The organism is Amycolatopsis pretoriensis (genome assembly GCF_900107925.1).
Taxonomy (GTDB): Bacteria; Actinomycetota; Actinomycetes; order Mycobacteriales; family Pseudonocardiaceae; genus Amycolatopsis; species Amycolatopsis pretoriensis.
In genome coordinates this window covers 82,031-97,306 of sequence record NZ_FNUJ01000001.1, presented here as the reverse complement: position 1 = coordinate 97,306, position 15,276 = coordinate 82,031, and the positions used below count along the sequence as shown (strand labels likewise).

The 15,276-nt window shown below is 72.2% G+C and carries 17 protein-coding genes; 7 read left to right on the top strand and 10 right to left on the bottom strand.

Translation table 11 applies throughout. The features are described 5' to 3' along the window. The first annotated feature begins 11 nt into the window (after nucleotides 1-11). Nucleotides 12-1,688, top strand: a complete 1,677-nt coding sequence (locus tag BLV96_RS00465; protein WP_086676468.1) for an MOSC and FAD-binding oxidoreductase domain-containing protein — start codon at nucleotides 12-14, stop codon at nucleotides 1,686-1,688. Between the two features lie 2 nt (nucleotides 1,689-1,690). Here BLV96_RS00465 and BLV96_RS00460 read toward each other — a convergent pair whose 3' ends face one another. After that, on the bottom strand, nucleotides 1,691-2,260 hold the full coding sequence (locus BLV96_RS00460) for a GNAT family N-acetyltransferase (protein ID WP_086676470.1): 570 nt from the start codon (nucleotides 2,258-2,260) through the stop codon (nucleotides 1,691-1,693). A gap of 123 nt (nucleotides 2,261-2,383) precedes the next feature. Between BLV96_RS00460 and BLV96_RS00455 the strand changes: the two genes are divergently transcribed. After that, the gene (locus tag BLV96_RS00455) at nucleotides 2,384-3,349 is read left to right on the top strand and encodes a LysR family transcriptional regulator (protein ID WP_086676471.1); all 966 of its coding nucleotides are present in this window, start codon (nucleotides 2,384-2,386) and stop codon (nucleotides 3,347-3,349) included. Here BLV96_RS00455 and BLV96_RS00450 read toward each other — a convergent pair. The 4 genes from BLV96_RS00450 to BLV96_RS00435 all read right to left on the bottom strand — a co-directional run bounded on the left by BLV96_RS00450 (nucleotide 3,339) and on the right by BLV96_RS00435 (nucleotide 5,890). Continuing rightward, nucleotides 3,339-4,187 carry a carbohydrate-binding protein gene (locus tag BLV96_RS00450; RefSeq protein ID WP_086676472.1) on the bottom strand — a complete coding sequence of 283 codons (849 nt, stop codon included), beginning with the start codon at nucleotides 4,185-4,187 and terminating at the stop codon, nucleotides 3,339-3,341. The two genes, BLV96_RS00455 and BLV96_RS00450, sit on opposite strands and share 11 nt — an antisense overlap. Nucleotides 4,188-4,351: 164 nt before the next feature. Beyond that, nucleotides 4,352-4,600, bottom strand: a complete 249-nt coding sequence (locus BLV96_RS00445; protein WP_208608092.1) for an NADPH-dependent FMN reductase family protein — start codon at nucleotides 4,598-4,600, stop codon at nucleotides 4,352-4,354. A 43-nt stretch (nucleotides 4,601-4,643) separates the two neighbouring features. Further along, on the bottom strand, nucleotides 4,644-5,309 hold the full coding sequence (locus BLV96_RS00440) for a nitroreductase (protein ID WP_086680815.1): 666 nt from the start codon (nucleotides 5,307-5,309) through the stop codon (nucleotides 4,644-4,646). A gap of 104 nt (nucleotides 5,310-5,413) precedes the next feature. Beyond that, entirely contained in the window at nucleotides 5,414-5,890 is a 477-nt protein-coding gene (locus BLV96_RS00435) for a MarR family winged helix-turn-helix transcriptional regulator (RefSeq protein WP_086680811.1), read from the bottom strand. Nucleotides 5,891-6,309: 419 nt separating this feature from the next. On the opposite strand from BLV96_RS00435, the gene BLV96_RS00430 reads away from it, so the two are divergent. Genes BLV96_RS00430 through BLV96_RS00420 form a run of 3 tightly spaced genes read left to right on the top strand, consistent with a single transcriptional unit; the run spans nucleotide 6,310 to nucleotide 8,404 of the window. Further along, entirely contained in the window at nucleotides 6,310-6,747 is a 438-nt protein-coding gene (locus BLV96_RS00430; RefSeq protein WP_086680809.1) for a helix-turn-helix domain-containing protein, read from the top strand. Continuing rightward, the gene (locus BLV96_RS00425) at nucleotides 6,744-7,250 is read left to right on the top strand and encodes a hypothetical protein (RefSeq protein WP_086680807.1); all 507 of its coding nucleotides are present in this window, start codon (nucleotides 6,744-6,746) and stop codon (nucleotides 7,248-7,250) included. Before BLV96_RS00430 ends, BLV96_RS00425 begins: the two co-directional genes overlap by 4 nt. 47 nt (nucleotides 7,251-7,297) lie before the next feature. Beyond that, nucleotides 7,298-8,404, top strand: a complete 1,107-nt coding sequence (locus BLV96_RS00420) for an MAB_1171c family putative transporter (RefSeq protein ID WP_086680806.1) — start codon at nucleotides 7,298-7,300, stop codon at nucleotides 8,402-8,404. Here the strand turns inward: BLV96_RS00420 and BLV96_RS00415 are convergent. The 4 genes from BLV96_RS00415 to BLV96_RS00400 form a co-directional block, all read right to left on the bottom strand. Further along, a complete protein-coding gene (locus BLV96_RS00415) occupies nucleotides 8,310-9,266 on the bottom strand; it encodes a catechol 2,3-dioxygenase (protein ID WP_086680804.1) in 957 nt (318 codons plus the stop codon). The genes BLV96_RS00420 and BLV96_RS00415 overlap by 95 nt on opposite strands. A 10-nt stretch (nucleotides 9,267-9,276) precedes the next feature. After that, nucleotides 9,277-10,296, bottom strand: coding sequence for a 4-oxalomesaconate tautomerase (locus BLV96_RS00410; protein ID WP_086680802.1), 1,020 nt, complete (start codon nucleotides 10,294-10,296; stop codon nucleotides 9,277-9,279). Next, entirely contained in the window at nucleotides 10,293-10,997 is a 705-nt protein-coding gene (locus BLV96_RS00405; protein WP_086680800.1) for a 4-carboxy-4-hydroxy-2-oxoadipate aldolase/oxaloacetate decarboxylase, read from the bottom strand. Before BLV96_RS00405 ends, BLV96_RS00410 begins: the two co-directional genes overlap by 4 nt. A 151-nt stretch (nucleotides 10,998-11,148) precedes the next feature. Next, on the bottom strand, nucleotides 11,149-11,826 hold the full coding sequence (locus tag BLV96_RS00400; protein ID WP_086680798.1) for a GntR family transcriptional regulator: 678 nt from the start codon (nucleotides 11,824-11,826) through the stop codon (nucleotides 11,149-11,151). A 93-nt stretch (nucleotides 11,827-11,919) separates the two neighbouring features. On the opposite strand from BLV96_RS00400, the gene BLV96_RS00395 reads away from it, so the two are divergent. Both BLV96_RS00395 and BLV96_RS00390 read left to right on the top strand, forming a co-directional pair. Beyond that, nucleotides 11,920-12,696, top strand: coding sequence for a DUF1932 domain-containing protein (locus BLV96_RS00395; RefSeq protein WP_086680795.1), 777 nt, complete (start codon nucleotides 11,920-11,922; stop codon nucleotides 12,694-12,696). An 85-nt stretch (nucleotides 12,697-12,781) separates the two neighbouring features. Beyond that, on the top strand, nucleotides 12,782-14,101 hold the full coding sequence (locus BLV96_RS00390; RefSeq protein ID WP_086680793.1) for an MFS transporter: 1,320 nt from the start codon (nucleotides 12,782-12,784) through the stop codon (nucleotides 14,099-14,101). Here the strand turns inward: BLV96_RS00390 and BLV96_RS48975 are convergent. Then, nucleotides 14,067-15,245, bottom strand: a complete 1,179-nt coding sequence (locus tag BLV96_RS48975; RefSeq protein WP_143050898.1) for a hypothetical protein — start codon at nucleotides 15,243-15,245, stop codon at nucleotides 14,067-14,069. The genes BLV96_RS00390 and BLV96_RS48975 overlap by 35 nt on opposite strands. Nucleotides 15,246-15,276: the final 31 nt, after the last annotated feature.

Genomic DNA, 15,276 nt, shown 5'->3' with positions numbered 1-15,276 from the left:
AGGAGACGACCATGGCCCGTTTGGTGTCGTTGAACGTCGGGATGCCGAAGGACGTGCCCTGGGAGGGGCGGACCGTCCACACGGGAATCTTCAAGTACCCGGTCGACGGCCGTCGTATGGTCCGCCGGCTCAACGTCGACGGCGACGGCCAGGGCGACCTGGGCGGTCACGGCGGCGAGAACCGCGCGGTGCTCGTGTACCAGCGCCAGTCCTACGAGCACTGGCGGGACTTCCTCGGCCGCGACGACCTCGAGGACGGCCAGTTCGGCGAGAACTTCACCGTCGACGGCCTGCCCGACGACGAGGTGCACATCGGCGACCGGTACCGGATCGGCGAGGCCGAGTTCGAGGTCACGCAGCCGCGGGTGACGTGCTTCCGCGTCGGCATGCGCCTGGGCGAGCCGCGGATGCCGTCGCTGCTGGTCGCGCACCACCGGCCCGGCTTCTACCTGCGCGTCATCACCGAAGGGCACGTCCAGGCCGGCGACGAGATCGTCCGCACCCGGACCGGCCGGCACGAACTGAGCGTCGCGGACGTCGACGCGCTCCTCTACCTGCCGGGCCGCGACCAAGACACGCTTCGCAAGGCCGTCGACATCCCCGCACTCAGCCCCGGCTGGCAGGCGTCGTTCCGCGACCTCCTCGCGTCGCCGCCCGCGGCCGAACCGGTCGGCTGGCGCGGCTTCCGGCCGTTGCGCGTGGCCCGGGTGGTGCCCGAGAGCACGACGGTCGCGTCGATCCACCTGGCCGCCGACGACGGCGAGCCGCTCCCCCGGCCCGAACCGGGCCAGTACCTCACGCTGCGCGTCCCCGGCGCGGGCGACCCGGCGCCGGTGCGGAGCTACTCGCTGTCGGCGGCACCGTCGGACCGCGAGTACCGCATCAGCGTGAAGCGCGACGGCGTCGTCAGCAGCTACCTCCACTCGCGGCTGGCGCCGGGCGCGGTCGTCGACGTCGCGGCACCGCGCGGCGACTTCGTCCTGGCCGGCGACGACGGGCCGGTGGTGCTGCTGTCGGCGGGTATCGGCGTGACACCGGTCCTGGCGATGCTGCACGCTTTGGCCGCCAGACGGAGCCCGCGGGCGGTCTGGTGGGTGCACACCACCCGGTCGGCGGCCGAGCAAGCGTTTGCGGCCGAAGCACACGCGCTGCTGGCGAGCCTTCCCCACGGGCACGAGCACGTCTTCCACACGGCGTCGACCGGCCGGCTGACGCTCGATACCTTGTCCACTTTGGACCTCCCGACCGACGGGACCGCTTACCTCTGCGGCCCGGACGCGTTCATGACGGTGATGCGGGAAGCCCTGGTGTCATTGGGTTTCGATACCGCCCGCGTCCACAGTGAACTGTTCGGCGGGGTGTCGGCGCTCAACCCGGGGCTGACCGACGTCGTCCGGAAGACCCCGCACGCGCCGGCGGGCGAGGCGGGGACCGGGCCGGCGGTGACGTTCGCGCGCAGCGGGCTCACGGTGCCGTGGAGCGGGAAGTACCCGAGCCTGCTGGAGCTGGCGGAGGCGTGCGACGTGCCGACGCGCTGGTCGTGCCGCACCGGCGTGTGTCACACGTGCGTGACACCGGTGCTGTCGGGTCGCGTGGAGTACGCCCCCGACCCGCTCGAACCCCCGGCGGCGGGCGAGGTGCTGGTCTGCTGCGCGCGGCCGGGCGAGGACGTCGTCCTGGACCTGTGAGGTCAGCGGAGGTCGAGCCGCATGAGCCAGCGGACCCGGCGGTCGGCGCGCGCGGCGGTCGGCCGGACGCGCTCGAAGCCCGCCGCCTCGAACAGCGTCGTCGTGCCGACGTGGGCGGCGCTCGAGGAGATGCGCTCGCCCCCGGTGTCGACCGGGTAGCCCTCGATCGCGGGCGCGCCGCACTCCCGCGCGTAGTCCACCGCGCCCGCGAGCAGCGCCGCGGACGCCCCGCTCCGCCGGTAGGGCGCGCGGACCACGAAGCACACGACGCTCCACACCGGCAGATCGTCGAGCGGCGGCATCGTCCGCGACCGTTTCAGCCGTTCGAAGCTCGAGCGCGGCGAGACCCCGCACCACCCGGCGGGCGTCTCACCGTCGTAGGCGAGCACACCGGGAGCCGGTTCATCAGCGCAGAGGCCGCGGACCCGGTCGGCCCGCTGCGCGCCGCGCAGGGCGCTGTACTCGGCCGAGGTGATCCGGTAGGCGAGGCACCAGCAGGCACGGTCGTTCCCGCCGGGGTTGAGGATCGCGGCGACGTCTTCGAAGCGCGTCGCGGGACGGATCGAGAGCATGGCGCCACTGTAGGCGATTTATCGACTCCGATCACGGCGGCGCTCGCCGCCCGACTCAGGTCGGATGCCCTCGGTGATCACCGGCTTTACAGTGGAGCCAGCTGAGCGCCACCGGGAGGCGTCGTGGACCTGGAACTGCGCCACCTGCGCGTGCTCGTGACCGTCGCCGACGCGCGCAGTCTCACCCGTGCCGCCCGGCTGCTGCACGTCTCGCAGCCCGCGCTGTCCACGCTCCTGCGCCGCGTCGAACGGTCCGTCGGCGGGGCGCTCTTCGTCCGCTCCCCCACCGGCTGCGTGCCCACCCGGCTCGGCGCGGACGTCGTCGCCGACGCGCGGACCGTGCTCGCCGGCGTCTCCGCGCTGACCGAACGGCTCGGCGAACAACGCGCTCCCACCGGGCCGCTGCGCGTCGGCGGGTACTGCGGCTTCCTGCACCTCGCCGTGTCGCGGTGGCTGCGCGACCGGCCGTGGAGCCACGGCGTGAGCGTCCACGAAGACCAGGACGAGACGGCCACCCTGCACCGGCTCGCCACCGGCGCCCTCGACCTCGCGCTCGTCTACCTGCCGCCGCTGCCCGATCCCGTTGTCCCCGAAGGCATCGAGAGCCTCGTCGTCCACCCGCGCGAACCGGTGTTCGTCATCCTCGCGCCCGATCACCCGCTGGCCGGCGCGCGGCAGGTTCCCTTCGCCGGCCTCGCCGGGCACCCGTGGGCGGACGACCCGCCGGGCACGACGCGGTGGTCGGCCTACCTCCAGCGCGTCTGCCGCCGCCACGGCGTCGCGCTCGACCAGCCGCACCGGCCACAGTGCCTGGCGACGCTGCTGGACCTCGTCCGCGCGGGCATGGCGGTCGCGCCGGCGCTGGCGACGCGCGAAGACCGGCCCGCGAGCATCGCCGTGCGCGCGATCGAAGGCGCGCCGCTGTGGCAGGAGCTGCGGCTCTGCTACCGGCCCGGCACCCCGGTCGCGGCGCACGCCGAGGAGATCCACGCCGCCGTCGTCGCGAGCTACGCCGGCCGGCGGGGCTGCAGCGCCGCGTTCGACACCTGGTGGCGCGAACGCGGCCGCGAGCTGCTGGTCACACGGTGACCCGCCAGGTGCTGTTCGGCGCCGGGACCTCGAAGCGCAACGTCGAGCAGTCGTAGTCGGCCGGCCGCGGGTTCGCGGTCGGGCGCAGCGGCGAGTTGGCCGGCGAGGCGTTCACCCAGTTCCCGGCGACGCGCAGTTGCAGCGAGCTCGACTCGAACACCGCGCCACGGGCGTCCGAGCAGTAGTACGCGTTGCCCGTCGCGGGGTTGCGCGTCGAGTAGAGCTCGAAGATGTCCCAGCCTTCGTTCAGCGAGCTCTGGTCGCTGCCGCTCTGGGTGAACAGCGTGTCCCACGCGCCGGTCTTGACGTTGCGCAGCGAGGCCGTCCAGGAGTTGGCCGTCGCGTTGGTCCGGACCTCCTGCACGGTGTAGGCGGGGTGCCCGTCCACCGTGCTGGTGTAGTTCGCGAGGAAAGCGCTGTCGATCGGTACGACCTTGGCCGGCGCCACCGAACGGCACCAGTCCCAGGCCCAGACCTGCGCGGCCTCGCCGAGGCCGTAGGCGGTGACGACCTCGACGCACGAGTGCCCGGTGGGTTTCATCGTGGGCGCGTAGACGACGTCGTTGCGGTTGGAGATCCGCAGCGACGGCGTGACGCTCTGGGTGACGACCAGCCCGTCCGCGCTGGTGGCGAGCTGGGGTTCGGGGCCCCAGAAGGTGTGCCGCTGCGCGAGGGCCTTCCCTTGGCGCAGCTGGAGGAACCGGTCGGCCATCGGCCCGGCGGCGGCCTTCGCGGCGGCGCCGGTGAGGCCGGGAACGGTTCCCGCCGCGGACGCCGGCCCGGCCACCACGGTGGTCGCCACGACGGCACAGCACAGGACGGCAAGCAGTTTCCGCATCGGCGCGTCTCCTCGTCCTCGGCGGACGAGGGCCGCCCGCGGGACTCGGAGGTTAAGTCGCGGTTTTCCTTGCCTGACACCGACTTTCGGCGGGTGGCGGCGATCGGCGCAGGTCGGCGCGGGTATGCGATCCGCGCCGCGGCGGTGTTATGCCGCCGCCCGGCTCAGCCGACCCGGAGCTCGGGGACGATGAAGTCGACCTCCATGCCCATCGTGCCGCCGAGGACGGCCGTCAGGTAGTTCCGGACGTAGTCCGAGCCGGCCCGCGGTGCGCCGGGCTCGTAAGACCCACCGCGGCTCGCCACGACGTAGACCGGCTTCCCGACGGAGCTCGACCCGCCGGGCGAACGCGGCGGCCTGCTCGGGGTCGTGCGTCGCCGGATCGGCGAACCCGGCGGCGGCGCCCTGGCCATGACGAACTCCGGTTTCTTGTCGGTGGAAAGGAAAAGACGTGGCTCAGCCGTCGACGAACGTGACGGTCTCCGCGAGCGGGGCCCGGCCGGTGCGGGAACGGTCCGCCGCGGCGTCCTCGTACCCGATCGACATGCCGCAGAAGAGCAGGAGCTCCGCCGGCGGCGCCACGATCTCCGCGACGGTCCGGTGGAACTTCGCCCACGCCATCTGCGGGCAGCTGTGCACCCCTTCGGCGCGCAGCAGCAGCATGACCGTCTGCAGGAACATCCCGGCGTCGGACCACTGCGGCCGGCCCAGGCCGCGGTCGAGGTAGCAGAACAACGCGGCGGGCGCGCCGAAGCAGTCCCAGTTGCCGGCCGCGGCGCGCTGGCGCGCCTCCAGGTCGTCACGCGCGATGCCGAGCGCGCCGTAGCGCTGCTCGCCGAAGGCCGCCCGGCGCTCGCGGTAGGGGGACCGCAGCACCGGCGGGTACATCTCGTACTCCGGCTCGTCCCACGGATCGCCGGTGGCCAGGCGTTCCGCGGCGCGCTTCTTGAGGTCGGCCAACGGCGCGCCGGTCACGACGAAGGCGTGCCAGGGCTGGAGGTTCGACCCCGAAGGCGCGCGGACGGCCGTGGCCAGCACGCGCTCCAGCACTTCCCGCGGCACCGGCCGGTCGCTGAAGGACCGCACCGCCCGCCGGCTCGTGACCGCTTCGTAGACGTCCAGCACCGCACTCCCCTCTCCGCCGCAGACTTCGTTACGAATGAGACGGTATCATTCGATACTAATTCAGGGCGTGCGAATGTCAGCGAGGTCTCAGGGAAGAACTTCTACGCCGGGCCGGGATGGGCGAGCCGGGTCAGCAGCTCCGTCAGGCGGGCGGTTTCTTCGGCGTCGAAGTCGGCGACCAGCCGCTCGGCGACCGGGTCCGCCCGGAGGTGGGCCGCGTCGAACAACTCCGTGCCCCGCGGGGTGATCTCGACTGCCCGCACCCGCCGGTCACCCGGCACGGACTTGCGGACGGCCAGCCCCAGCCGCTCCAGGTCGTCGACGACCCGCATGATCCCGGCCTTGTCGGAGCCGGCCGCCTCCGCCAGGTCCCGCTGCACGGTGGGCCCGCGATCGGCCAGCACGATCAACACGGCGAAGTGCCGCAGCTCGATCCCGAGCGGCCGCAACGCCTCGGTCATCACGGCGGCGGCGCGCCAGTGCGCCCGGCGCAGCAGCAGGCCGATCGCGAACGGCGAGACGTCCCCGGGACGGTCGGTCGCCCGCGGGGCACTGGTCCTGCGAGGAACATCGGCCACGGACCCACACTATCCGCCGGTCACTGACTGGCCCCGTCGCACACACCGGGTCCGAAGTGCTTGATCGCGACGACGCGCGTCAGCGCGACCGGTCCGGCTTGACCGAGCATCGTCGTATAGACCGTTATACGCGTCAGGCGCACGAGGGGCGCCGATCCGCAGGCCGGCGTCGAGACGGCGGCGAGTGCCACCGGTTCGTCGGAGGTTCAGGGTCGCTGCCCCGCAGGGCAGCCGGCGCCTCCGATGCAGTGGGCGTAGAGCAGTGCGGCGGCTCCCACCACGGCCAGCCGTCCCGGGATCGTCGTCCGCGTGCGCTTCCTCGGAATGTGAACCGCCCCCTCGCCCATTCACATCAGTTGGTGAACTCGGCGGTGATCGTAAACTGACGTGGGCGACGAGGTCAACGGTAGACTCCCGCCATGCCGGAGGACATCGCCGCGGGAAGCCTCTCCGCGAAGCTGAACCACCTGTTCAGCGTGGTGCGCCCCGCTGACGGCGACGAGTACACCTTCGACGAGGTCGCCGAGTCGATCCGCACGCAGGGCGGCCCCACGATTTCGGCCACCTACCTCTGGCAGCTGCGCAAGGGCCTGCGCGACAACCCGACCAAGCGGCACCTCGAAGCGCTCGCGGGGTTCTTCGGCGTGCCCCCGGCGTACTTCTTCGACGACGCCGAAGCCGAGCGCATCGACGCGGAGCTGACGCTGCTCAGCGCGTTGCGGGACGCACCGGTCCGGCAGATCGCCCTCCGCGCGCGGGGGTTGTCGGCGAAGAGCCTCGAAGCGATCAGCGAGATGGTCGACCGGGTCCGCGAGCTCGAGGGCCTCCCCGAACCGGCGAGCGACCCGGAACGATGAGCTCGCGGGGGCGACGCCGGCTGCGGCAGCGGTACGCCGCGGTGCTGCGGGACCTGAGTCTCCCGGCCAGGTTCGACGTCCGCGAGCTGTGCGCGGCACTGGGCGAGCGACGCGGCCGCCCGATCCGGCTGCTGCCCCTGCCGGGCCTGTCGGAGGTGTGCGGCCTGTGGATCGCGACGGCGACCGCGGACCTGATCGCGTACGAGAAGCACACGAGCGCCCCGCACCAGGACCACATCGTGCTGCACGAGATCGGCCACATGCTGTGCGACCACTACCCGGCAACGCTCACCCCGGCCGAGCAGGCGCACGTACTGCTCCCCAACCTGGACCCGGCGATGGTCCGGCGAGTCCTAGGACGCGCGGGGTATTCGAGCGACGAGGAGCGCGAGGCGGAGCTGTTCGCCTCGATGCTGGGCCAGCACACGGGTTTCGCGAACCACGGCGACTCGGCAGCGGACCGGCTCCGGTCGGCCCTGGAGGACGGCGGCGACCGTGGGTGAAGTGAACGGCAGCGCGACCGCGGTCGCGATTGCGAAATGCGGCGCCCATGGGTGAACTCGTCCGCCGCTACGGTCCCGCCCTCCTCGCCTGGGCCCTCCTGCTCTGGCTCCGCCCGAGCCCCACCCCCGGCCGCCGGCTGGTCCGGTTCTGCGTGCTCGGCCTCGCCGTCTCGCAAACCGCCCTCACCCCCGCCGTCCGCGCGCTCACCCGCGGACTCGGGGCTCCCAACGTCGAACTGCTCGTCGCCCACCTCGCCATGGTCGGCGCGGTCTGGGCCGGTGCCCAGCTGCTGCTCACCGTGCACGGGCTCCGCGCAAGCGCCCGGCGCCACACCGCCTGGGCCGCCACCGGGGGCGCCGCGATGATCACCCTCTTCGCTCTCGCGCCGAACATGATGCCGCAGTCGCCGTTCGTCATGGAGTACTGCATCGCCTACGCCGTCGCGCTCCTGCCCGAGTTCGCGGTCATCGCGGGGCTGTGCCTGCAGGACGCGCGCCGCACCGCCGGCCGCGTCGTGCGCGCCGGCCTCGGCCTGGTCGTCGCCGGGGTCGTCGCCGCGGCGGCCTACATGGTGATCCGGACCGTCATCGCCGTCACCGCCCGCGCCCCTTTCAGCTTCGAGTACGGCCGCGGTTTCCTGCTGAGCAAGGCACTTCCGACGGCGGCCCACGTGCTCGTGCTCGTCGGCGTCGGCGTGCCCGCGGCGGCCGGCTGGCTGCGCCGCCACCGCCAGTACCGCCGGCTCGCCCCGCTCTGGCTCGCCCTCTACCGCGCGGAACCCGCGATCGCGCTCGAACCGCCGCGCACCACGCTGTTCCCGACGCGGCTGCACCTCTACCGGCGGGTCATCGAGATCCGCGACGGCCTGCTCGCCATCCGCCCCTACCGCACCGGGTCCGGCACCGGCGAACACCAGGAAGCCGCCGAAATCGCCGCCGCCCTGCACGCGCGAGAACAAGGCACGCCACCGCTTTCGACCGAACCGGCCGTCCACGGTGGACAGGACCTCGGCAGCGACACCGAGTACCTCTGCCGCGTCGCCGACGCCTACCGGAAGCTCACGCCACCGGCGGCGTCCCGTGCGTGTGGAACGATTCGATCGTCTTCAACCCCCACGCCTGACCCTTCGCGCGCTCGGCCTCGGTCCAGGTGACCGGCTCCCAGTCCGGCGCGAAGATCAGCCGCCCGGTCGGGTTGCACAGCTCGATGCGATTGCCGCCGGGTTCGTAGAGGTAGAGGAAGAACGTCTGCTGGATCGCGTGCTTGTGCGGCCCGGTCTCGATGTGGACGTCGTTGTCGAGCGCGATGTCCGCCGCGCGCAGGATGTCCTCGCGCGTGTCGGTCGCGAACGCGATGTGGTGCAGCCGCCCGTTCGACTTCGTCCAGTCGTTCGTGTAGACGAGGTCGTAGGACTTCTGCGCGAAATGCGTCCACTGCCCCGAAATCACGCCGCTGTCGAGCTGGATCTGCTCGGTGACGCGGCCGCCCAGCGCGTCGCAGACGAACCGGCCGTTCGCCTCGGCCTCCCGCGCCAGGTAGTTGACGTGGTCGAGGCGCCGGACGCCGACCCCGCGTCCCGGGTACGCCTGCGCCTGGTTCTTCAAGGCCGGCCGCAAGTGCTCCGGCGGCTGGTAGCGCTCGGTTTCCCAGTAGACCTCGAGCTCGTGGCCGTCCGGGTCGCGGAACAGGTACGTCGCGCCGATCCCGGTGTCGCCGTCGACCCAGCCGACGCCGAGCCCGCGCTCTTCGAGGGCGACGACGCGCCGCTTGAGGGCCTCTTCGCTCGACGCGCGCAAGGCCGTCCGCCCGACCCCGGACGTCTTCGCCGCGGTCAGCTTCAGGCTGTGGTGCTCGTAGTCGTCCCAGGTGCGCAGGTAGACGGAATCGCCGTCGGTGCCGTTCTCGGTGAGGCCGAGCACGCGGACGAAGAAGTCGAGGCTCTTTTCCGGCTCCGGCGTCAGCAGCTCGACGTGGCCGAGGTGCGCGATTTCGTGGCGCGGCGAGGGATCGGGCATGGACAGCTCCTCAGGGACGCGGGAAAACGGTGCCGTCGAACAGCTTCCGCGCGGTGCGGATCACGGTGGACCGGCGGACGCGGGCGTCTTCGAACTCGATCGCCACGGCGAGCTTGCCGCTCGGGTGCTCGATCTGGACGGGCTCGCCCGCCGCCGGCTTCCGGAGGAGTTCGGCTCCCACGGCACCTTCGAGCAGCAACGCCGTCACGACGCTGACCCCGCCGAGCACGCCGATCGACGGGTGCTGCTTGACCGGGATGAACGTGCGCGTGGCGATGGCGCCACCGTCACGCGGCGCCGAAACGAGCGTCGTCTTGGGGACCGACGAGCCACGGACGTCGCCGAGGCCCATCAGCTTCCCGGCTTCGACGCGCAGGGCGTCGATCCGGTCGGCGAGCCCCGGCTCTTCGCCGAGGTCCTCGGCGCGGGCCACGACGACCGGCATCCCGTTGTCCACGCAGGTGACCGCGATGCCGCCGATGTCGTCGCGGACGTTGCCGGTGGGCAGCAGGCTGCCGCAGACGGACCCTTCGGTCTCGGTGAAGTCCAGTTCGACCGGGGCCGCGGTGCCCGGGACGCCGGAGATGGCCGTGTCACCGGCGTAGTCGACTTCGCCGCCCGGGGTGGCGAACGTCGAAACGGCGATCGTGCCGGTGTTGAGCAGCCGCACGCGCACGGTGGTGCGGTCGTCCCCGGCGGGTACGAGCCCGCGTTCGACGGCGAACTGGCCGACGCCGGCCAGGAGGTTGCCGCAGGTCTGCCGGTCGGAGACGGTGGGCTCTTCGACGCCGAGCTGCAGGAACAGGTAGTCGACGTCGTGGTCCGGTCCGTCCGCTTCGGACACGATCGCGACCTTGCTGGTGACCGGCTGGGCCCCGCCGAGACCGTCGATCTGGCGCGGGTCGGGGGTGCCCATGATTCGCATCAGGAGGTCGTCGCGGGTCTTCGGATCCGAGGGAAGGTCCTCGGCGAGGAAGTAGGCGCCCTTGGAGGTGCCGCCGCGCATGAGCGTACAGCGCACGCCGGTCATGCCTGCTCCTTTTCGTACTCCTCGGCGGTCAGGTACCGGACGCCGAGGGCTTCGAGCTTCTCGCGCAGCCCGTAGCGGTCCAGGCCGAGCTGGCCCTGGGCGAACGCTTCCCGCGCGGCGGCTTCCTTTTCCAGCCGGGCCTGCGAGGCCTCGAGTCCGGTTTGGACATCTTCGCGGCGCACGCGCATGACACCGTCGTCGTCGGCGAGGATGGCGTCACCCGGGCGGATCACCTGGCCGCCGATGACGACGGGAACGTTGACGGCACCGGCGGTCGCCTTGACGGTGCCCTGCGCGCTCACCGCGGCCGACCAGACGGGGAACCCGAGGGCGCGCAGGTCGGTGACATCGCGGACACCGGTGTTGATGACGAGGCCTTTCACGCCGCGGTAGCGCAGCGCGGTGGCGAAGAGCTCGCCGAAGAGCCCGTCGCGGCAGGGCGAGGTGGTGGTGACGACGAGGACGTCGCCTTCGCGGCACTGCTCGACGGCGGCGTGGATCATGAGGTTGTCCCCGGGCCAGCAGAGCGCGGTGACGGCGGTGCCGCCGATCCGCGCGCCGTCCTGGATCGGGCGCAGATCGGGACCGAGCAGCCCGGAGCGCCCGAGGGCCTCGTGAACGGTGGCGACGCCGTAGTCGGCCAGCTGCGCGACCTGCGCGAGGTCGGCGCGCGGCGGGTCGGTGACGATGACGGGCTTCATACTGGCCACGGTACGGTTCGGTAGACGAAATTGTCAACAATCTTGGCGCCAGCGGCACGCCGACGACATGAACGAGTCGTTCACGCCATCAGGCGCGCTGAAAGGGTCGTTCATGACATCGCGGGCGGCGCCACCACAACCGAGCCACACCTCACGGGCGCAGGTGCGAAACCTCCGCCGCGTCGGCAGCCTTGAGCGCCTCGATCACGCTCGCCAGGTGCACCCGCGCCGCTTCCGCCGCCCGCTCCGGGCGGTGCGCGCAGATCGCGTCGATGATCGCCAGGTGCTCCGGCAGCGACACCTGCGGCCGGCCCGGCCGCATCGCCAGCCGGAACTGGTGGCGCACGCTCTGCCCGCGCAGCCGCTCCAGCACCTGCGCCGCCGTGCGCTGGCCGCTGATCTCGCGCACCCGGCGGTGCAGCCGCTGGTTGAGACCCGAATACCCGACCACGTCGCCGGCCGCCACCGCCTGCTGCATCAGCTCGCCGAGTTCTTCCAGCTCATTGGTCTCCGCGTCGGAAACACGCTCCGCCGCCTTCGCCGCGCACAGCGACTCCAGCATCATGCGGACTTCGGAGATCTCGACGGCCTCTTCCAGCGACACCGCCCGCACCCGGGCGCCGCGGTTCTGCACCCGCTCGACGAGCCCCTCGTTCGTCAGCTCGATCAGCGCCGCGCGCACCGTCGCGCGGCTGGCGGCGAACTGGGCGGACAGGTCCGCCTCCACCAGCCGCTGGTTGGGCACGAACTCCCCCCGCACGATCGCGTCGCGGATCGCCGCCACCACGGAACGCTCCCCCGGCTGCCCGTCCGCAGCACTCTCCGTCATACCCCGACTCCGTTTGTTGAAGAACCGCCGTTTGTTGACAATATTGTCGAACACATCGTGTACTCGATCGTAGCTTGCTGAGAGGATTCTGCTATGTCCGGAACCATCGCGGTACTGGGGCTCGGCGAAGCGGGCAGCGCGCTCGCCCGCGATCTGGCCGCCGCCGGAGCCGTGGTGCGGGGCTACGATCCGGCCGTACCGGCCGCCGAGGGCGTCGTCGCCACGGGCTCCGAAGCCGAAGCCGCCGACGGCGCCGACCTGGTGCTCAGCGTGAACAGCGCGCACGCGGCCGTCGAAGCGCTCGAGGCCGGCCTGCCTGGCCTGAAGACCGGCGCCGCCTGGGCCGACCTGAACACCGCCTCCCCCGGCACCAAGCGCGAGCTCGCCGGCATCGCCGCCGGGCACGGCGTGCCGTTCGCCGACATCGCGATCATGGCGCCGGTGCCGGGCCGCGGCCTGCGCGTCCCGATGCTCGCCACCGGCCCCGCCGCCGAGGTCGTCGCCGACGCGCTGAACGCCTTCGGCGCATCGGTCGAGGTCATGCCCGGCGACGCCGGGCTCGCCGCCGAGCGCAAGCTCCTGCGCAGCGTGTTCTTCAAGGGCATGTCGGCCGCCGTGGTCGAGGCGCTGACCGCCGCCCGCGCGGCAGGCTGCGAAGACTGGCTGCGCAAGATCATCGTCGACGAGCTCACCGCGGCGAACGCGGCCACCGTCGACCGGCTCGTCGGCGGCTCGTACCAGCACGCCGTCCGCCGCACCGCCGAGATGGCGGCGGCCGCCGAGATGCTGGGCGAGCTGGGCGTGCGCGCCGACGTCGCCGGCGCTTCCCGTGACCAGCTTGCGCACATAGCTGATTCACAGGATTGTTAACAATCTTGCCGCAAGTCTTGTGTTCAATATCTCCACGGATGTAACTTCGGTCACCTTCGCTGCGCCAGTGACGAAAGGGACGAGGATGTCCACGAGAGAGCTCGGCGGCACGACCGCCGCCACGGTCCGGCTGTCGATCCGGGTGACCGCGTTGTGCTGGATCCTCGTCCTGCTCGACGGGCTGGACCTGTTCGTCTACGGGGCGACCCTGCCGGGTGTGCTGGCCGACAAGAGCTTCGGCCTGACCGCGGTCACCGGCGGGACGATCGGCAGCCTGACGACGTTCGGGATGATGCTCGGCGCGCTCGCGTCCGGCATCCTCACCGACCGCACCGGGCGCCGGAAGATCATCATCACCGGGGTCGTGGTCTTCTCGCTGGCCGCGGCCGCGTGCGCCGTCGCGCCGACGGTCGAGTTCTTCGGCGCGGCGCGGTTCGTCGCCGGTATCGGGCTCGGCGGCCTGCTGCCGTCGGCGATCGCGATGGTCATGGAGTACGCGCCGGCGTGGCGGAAGAACCTCGCCGTCACCACGGTGATGACGGCCCACCAGGCGGGCGGGGCGCTGGCCGGCGCGCTGGGGATGACGCTCGTCCAGTCGCTGGGCTGGCGCTCGGTGTACTGGATCGGCGCGCTGCTGCTCGTGGTGGTGCTGCCGGCGGTCGTCTTCCTGCTGCCGGAATCGTTGACATTCTTGTTGACCAAGGGCCGGACCGACCGCGCGCGGGCCATCGCGGACAAGTACGCGGTCTCGCTCGACACGTTCGCACCCGAGCCGGCCGAAGACCGGCGCGGCGGCCTGCGCGGCCTGTTCACGCCGTCGGTGCGGATGACGACGCTGCTGTTCTGGATCGCTTCGTTCGCCGGCCTGCTGCTGGTGTACGGCGTCAACACCTGGCTGCCGACGATGATGCGCGGCAGCGGCTACAACCTCGGCTCCGCGATCAGCTTCCTGCTGGTGATCAACCTGGGCGGCATCGCGGGCATGCTCGTCGCCGGCCGGCTCGCCGACCGGTTCGGCGCCCGGCCGGTCGCGATCATCTGGTTCGCGCTGACGGCGTGTGGCGTCGGGCTGCTGGCGGTGCACCTGCCGCTGGTCGTGACATACGTGGTCGTGTTCCTGACGGGCGCGTGGCTGTTCAGCGCGCAGACGCTCATCTACGCGGCGGTCGGCGCGTACTACCCGGCCGACAGCCGGGCCACGGCGCTCGGCTGGGTGTCGGGCGTCGGCCGGCTGGGCGCGGTGTTCGGGCCGTGGCTGGGCGGGATCCTGGTCGCGAGTGGACTGTCCTCTTTGGGCTTCGTGGTGTTCGCGATCGCGGGCGTGCTCGGCGCGGCGATGGTGAGCCTGGTGCGCCGCGCCGGCAAACCGGTCACCGAGGAGCGCACCACAGCGCAGTCGGCTTGACGATGGCGAGCACGAGCGTCGCGACGGCCGGCACGAGGGTCAGCAGCAACCCGACGAAGCCGGGGAACAGCCCGGCGCTGTAGTGCCCGATGCCGACGAGATCGACGACGACGGTCGCGAGGGCCACGAAGATGGCGAACCCGCTGCCGACGATGGTGAGCAGCCGGCCGGCCGGCTTGCGCAGGAAGAGGAGGATGCCGCCGGGCAGCAGCGTACCGACGAGAACGAGGTTCTCGACCAGGGCGACGACGAAGAGCCAGTGCAGGAAGCCGAGGCTGGAGACCCCGATGACGCCGACGATCAGGCCGAGCAGGGAGGCCAGCCCGCCGAGCACGGCGAGAACGCCGGCGATGATGGCGGTGGCACCGTTGGGTTGAGGGGGCCGCATGCCGTAGGGGGCCGCCGGGTAGGGCGCGGCGGGGTACGGCTGGGCGGCGTATCCGCCGGGGTAGGAAGGTGGGCCGGGGTAGGGCTGCTGCGCGGGATACGGCTGTTGCCCCGGAAACCCGCCCGAAGGCGCACCATAGGGCTGCGGCCCGGCGTACGGCTGCTGCCCGGCATCCGGCGCGACGAACCCGCCCGAAGGTGCCGGGTAGGACTGCTGGCCCAGGTCCGGCTGCGCGGCGAACCCACCCGAAGACGCCGGGTCTTGCGCGGCGAAACCACCTGAGGGCGGCGCATACTGCTGCTGGCCTGCCTCCGACTGCGCGGCGAACCCGCCCGAGGGAGCCGGGAACGCCTGCTGCCCCAGGTCCGGCTGCGCGGCGAACCCACCCGAAGGCACCGGGTCTTGCGCCGCGAACCCACCCGAGGGCGGCACATACCGCTGCTGGCCTCCCTCCGGCTGCGCAACAGACCCGCCCGAGGGCGCCGGGTAGGGCTGCTGGCCCGCATCCGGCTGCGCGGGGAAGCCGCCCGAAGACGCCGGGTCTGGCGCGGCGAACCCACCCGAGGGCGGCACATACCGCTGCTGGCCCGCCTCCGGCTGCGCAGCAGACCCGCCCGAAGGTGCCGGGAACGCCTGCTGCCCCGCGTCCGGCTGCGCAGGAAAACCACCCGAGGGCGCGCCATACGGCTGCCCCTCCCCCTGCGGCCCGGCGTACGGCTGCTGCCCCGGCGACCCGGGGTACTGCGGATTCGTCATGGTGTCCTCGGTCTCGGCTGACCGCCCCCAC

Bases quoted from the DNA above. Each gene is read 5' to 3' on its own strand.
- BLV96_RS00410 (WP_086680802.1), bottom strand. From the start codon at position 10,296: ATGACCGGCGTGCGCTGTACGCTCATGCGCGGCGGCACCTCCAAGGGC.
- BLV96_RS00400 (WP_086680798.1), bottom strand. From the start codon at position 11,826: ATGACGGAGAGTGCTGCGGACGGGCAGCCGGGGGAGCGTTCCGTGGTG.
- BLV96_RS00415 (WP_086680804.1), bottom strand. From the start codon at position 9,266: ATGCCCGATCCCTCGCCGCGCCACGAAATCGCGCACCTCGGCCACGTC.
- BLV96_RS00420 (WP_086680806.1), top strand. From the start codon at position 7,298: ATGGGTGAACTCGTCCGCCGCTACGGTCCCGCCCTCCTCGCCTGGGCC.
- BLV96_RS00430 (WP_086680809.1), top strand. From the start codon at position 6,310: ATGCCGGAGGACATCGCCGCGGGAAGCCTCTCCGCGAAGCTGAACCAC.
- BLV96_RS00450 (WP_086676472.1), bottom strand. From the start codon at position 4,187: ATGCGGAAACTGCTTGCCGTCCTGTGCTGTGCCGTCGTGGCGACCACC.
- BLV96_RS00395 (WP_086680795.1), top strand. From the start codon at position 11,920: ATGTCCGGAACCATCGCGGTACTGGGGCTCGGCGAAGCGGGCAGCGCG.
- BLV96_RS00460 (WP_086676470.1), bottom strand. From the start codon at position 2,260: ATGCTCTCGATCCGTCCCGCGACGCGCTTCGAAGACGTCGCCGCGATC.
- BLV96_RS00425 (WP_086680807.1), top strand. From the start codon at position 6,744: ATGAGCTCGCGGGGGCGACGCCGGCTGCGGCAGCGGTACGCCGCGGTG.
- BLV96_RS00465 (WP_086676468.1), top strand. From the start codon at position 12: ATGGCCCGTTTGGTGTCGTTGAACGTCGGGATGCCGAAGGACGTGCCC.
- BLV96_RS00445 (WP_208608092.1), bottom strand. From the start codon at position 4,600: ATGGCCAGGGCGCCGCCGCCGGGTTCGCCGATCCGGCGACGCACGACC.
- BLV96_RS00405 (WP_086680800.1), bottom strand. From the start codon at position 10,997: ATGAAGCCCGTCATCGTCACCGACCCGCCGCGCGCCGACCTCGCGCAG.
- BLV96_RS00390 (WP_086680793.1), top strand. From the start codon at position 12,782: ATGTCCACGAGAGAGCTCGGCGGCACGACCGCCGCCACGGTCCGGCTG.
- BLV96_RS48975 (WP_143050898.1), bottom strand. From the start codon at position 15,245: ATGACGAATCCGCAGTACCCCGGGTCGCCGGGGCAGCAGCCGTACGCC.